4 protein-coding genes are annotated in these 2,536 nt (G+C 61.4%); 2 read left to right on the forward strand and 2 right to left on the reverse strand.

Annotation, left to right across the window (positions count from 1 at the left end; genetic code table 11):
* Positions 1–110: 110 nt before the first annotated feature.
* Positions 111–536: a DUF3775 domain-containing protein gene (locus EOA27_RS31545; protein WP_112126832.1), complete on the reverse strand. Its 426-nt coding sequence runs from the start codon at positions 534–536 to the stop codon at positions 111–113.
* Between the two features lie 177 nt (positions 537–713).
* Here EOA27_RS31545 and EOA27_RS31550 point away from each other — a divergent pair, with 177 nt between their 5' ends.
* Both EOA27_RS31550 and greA read left to right on the forward strand, forming a co-directional pair.
* A complete protein-coding gene (locus EOA27_RS31550; RefSeq protein ID WP_126081704.1) occupies positions 714–1,247 on the forward strand; it encodes a tetratricopeptide repeat protein in 534 nt (177 codons plus the stop codon).
* A 263-nt stretch (positions 1,248–1,510) separates the two neighbouring features.
* Entirely contained in the window at positions 1,511–1,984 is a 474-nt protein-coding gene (greA, locus tag EOA27_RS31555; RefSeq protein WP_027168132.1) for a transcription elongation factor GreA, read from the forward strand.
* 251 nt (positions 1,985–2,235) lie between these two features.
* Here the strand turns inward: greA and EOA27_RS31560 are convergent.
* Positions 2,236–2,536 (reverse strand): glycosyltransferase family 9 protein (locus tag EOA27_RS31560; protein WP_281059498.1); only part of this gene is annotated, 301 nt, incomplete at its 5' end.

Genomic DNA, 2,536 nt, shown 5'->3' on the forward strand with positions numbered 1-2,536 from the left:
AATCTGCACAATCCGGAAATGCTCAGCGTTGCCATCGCCCCGAAACGGCAATCGCGTCGCGAAGTTGCCTGTACCGCCGGCCTTGCCGATCACAATCGGTTACCGGCGCGTTACGCGCCTATGGCTTCAAGGCCTTCCTCCAACCAGTCGGCAAGCATCGGCAGGCCGAGCAGGTATTTGGCCGTGCGCTTCCTTGGACGCTCCCTGGCGGCTGCCACCGCGTCAGCCCATTCGGATGCGTCATAGTCGCCGCGCCCGACCCAGGCGAGCGCGATCAGCTCGGCCGCTTCGTCGATGTTGAGATCGTTGATCAGCTCGCGGAATTCTTCCTCGGTGAGGTCTTCCGAGGCTTCCTCGACAAGGCCGTCATGGTGATGGCTGGCATGCGCGTCGCCGTCGAACTCGACCTCGTGCTCGGCGCCGTCGTCATAGTCCTCGTTGACGGCGGCGCTCAGCGCCTTGGCCTTGAGGATGAACAGGCGCACCGTGTCCGGGTCGATGGAAAGCTCCCATTCTTTCTCGAGGCGCTGCTGCACGGTCCTTCTCCACGTGATGCGCGTGGCCCGATGATAGCGGATTTGCAGCGCGCGTCACGCCCGGAGGCAAGGCTCTCCTTCGGGCCGTCCAAAATAGTTCGGCCGATGACGGCTTTTCGGGATGAAAGCGGATCGGGCCGGCGTTAGTCTGCCATTGTCACGCTCACGGAGGCATCGATGCGCAGACGATTGCTTGTTCAGGTCATGGCTATTGCGGCGCTGCCGCTGTTCGTCGCCCCGGCTTTTGCGGCCGGTGAAGGTGGCGGAAGCGGCCAAACCACTACCCAGTGCAAGAAGGGCGAAGTCTGGGACAAGAAGAAGAACAAGTGCGTGAAGCCGCAATATGGCATGCTGGATGACGACAGCATCTACGAGGCCGGCCACGATCTGGCGATGGCCGGGCGCTATGACGAGGCGATCTCGGTGCTGACGCTCGCCGCCAACAAGCAGGATCCGCGCATCCTCAACTATCTCGGCTATTCGCATCGCCATTCTGGCCGCGTCACGGTCGGCCTCGGCTATTACGAGGAAGCGCTGCGCATCGACCCGAACTACACGCTTGTGCGCGAATATCTCGGCGAAGCGCATCTTCAGATCGGCGATCTCGCCGGCGCTCAGGAACAGCTCAAGGAAATCGAAAAGCGGACCGGCACGGGCTCGCGCGAATACGGCATGCTGTCCGAGCAGATCGATCATTTCCTGCGGAGCTGAACAGGGCTTCAAGCTCTTCGGGCCGGCTGCGAGCAATCGTAGCCGGCTTTTTGTTGTTCGCCATCAACCGGCATCCGCGAAAGCGGTGATCATTTCGCCGAACTTCATTTTTGCACGTGAAAATCGCGCCAAGATCGCTATATTCAGGGAAATTGTGGTGAAACGGTTCCGTTAGCCCGAGGCTGCCGGACCGTTTTCTTTTTGTACCCATTTGACAAGGCTGCTCCCGACAAGCGGGGGTGGCGGCAGGAAAGGTCAGGCATATGATCAAGGTCCCGATGACAGGCGAGGGGTTCGCGTCATTGAAGGAAGAACTGCGTTGGCGCCAGCAAGAGGAGCGTCCGCGTATCATCGAGGCGATCTCCGAAGCGCGCTCGCATGGCGACCTGTCCGAAAATGCCGAATATCACGCGGCCAAGGAGTCGCAGAGCCACAATGAAGGCCGCATCAACGAGCTCGAGGATCTGATCGCGCGCGCCGAGGTCATCGACGTCTCCAAGCTTTCCGGCGACAAGGTGAAGTTCGGCGCGACCGTCGTGCTCGTCGACGAGGACACCGAGGAAAAGAAGACCTACCAGATCGTCGGCGACCAGGAAGCCGACGTGAAGTCCGGCCGCATCTCGATCTCCTCGCCGATCGCGCGTGCGCTGATCGGCAAGGAAGTCGGCGACGCCATCGAGGTGAACGCTCCCGGCGGCGCCCGGGGATATGAGATCGTCCAGGTGCAATTTATTTAGTGCGCTTCGCCAGATTGGGATGACGTTTCATTGAATTGTCATCCTGATCCAACTCTTTGTTGGAACATGATCTTTCGGTTCTCACTTTTCGAGATCATGTCCTGGCGTCGATTTCTGAGCTACCACGGCTCGCTGCGGATCCATTGCAAACGTTCGGAATTGGCTGAAGCCTCCGTGACGTCGTCATCCTCGGGTCTGCGCCGCGTCGCTTCGCTCCTTGCTCCGCCCGTGGATGACGAAGCAGCCGCGGTCTAAGCTGGCGCGTTTGATCTGAGCACCAGCAGCCGCTCAGCCTCGGCCATCACCTCAGCCGGCGTGATCTTGCCGCCGGGCGGCGCAAGCAAGGTCGATGCAAACTTTCCGCGCGGGCCGGTGAGACCGGGCTCCGTCGCCAGGAAGATGGCGACGGTCGGGAGGCCGAAGGCGCTGGCGAGGTGGGTGAGGCCGGTGTCGGCGCCGATGACGAGCGTCGAGCGGCCGAGGATCGCGGCGACGTCCGCGAGCGGCGATTTCGCAACCAGCAACGTCTTTGGCACGGCACCGGCGATGGCC

The sequence above is a fragment of the Mesorhizobium sp. M2A.F.Ca.ET.037.01.1.1 genome, assembly GCF_003998075.1.
GTDB lineage: Bacteria > Pseudomonadota > Alphaproteobacteria > Rhizobiales > Rhizobiaceae > Mesorhizobium.

Bases quoted from the DNA above. Each gene is read 5' to 3' on its own strand.
- EOA27_RS31550 (WP_126081704.1), top strand. From the start codon at position 714: ATGCGCAGACGATTGCTTGTTCAGGTCATGGCTATTGCGGCGCTGCCG.
- greA (WP_027168132.1), top strand. From the start codon at position 1,511: ATGATCAAGGTCCCGATGACAGGCGAGGGGTTCGCGTCATTGAAGGAA.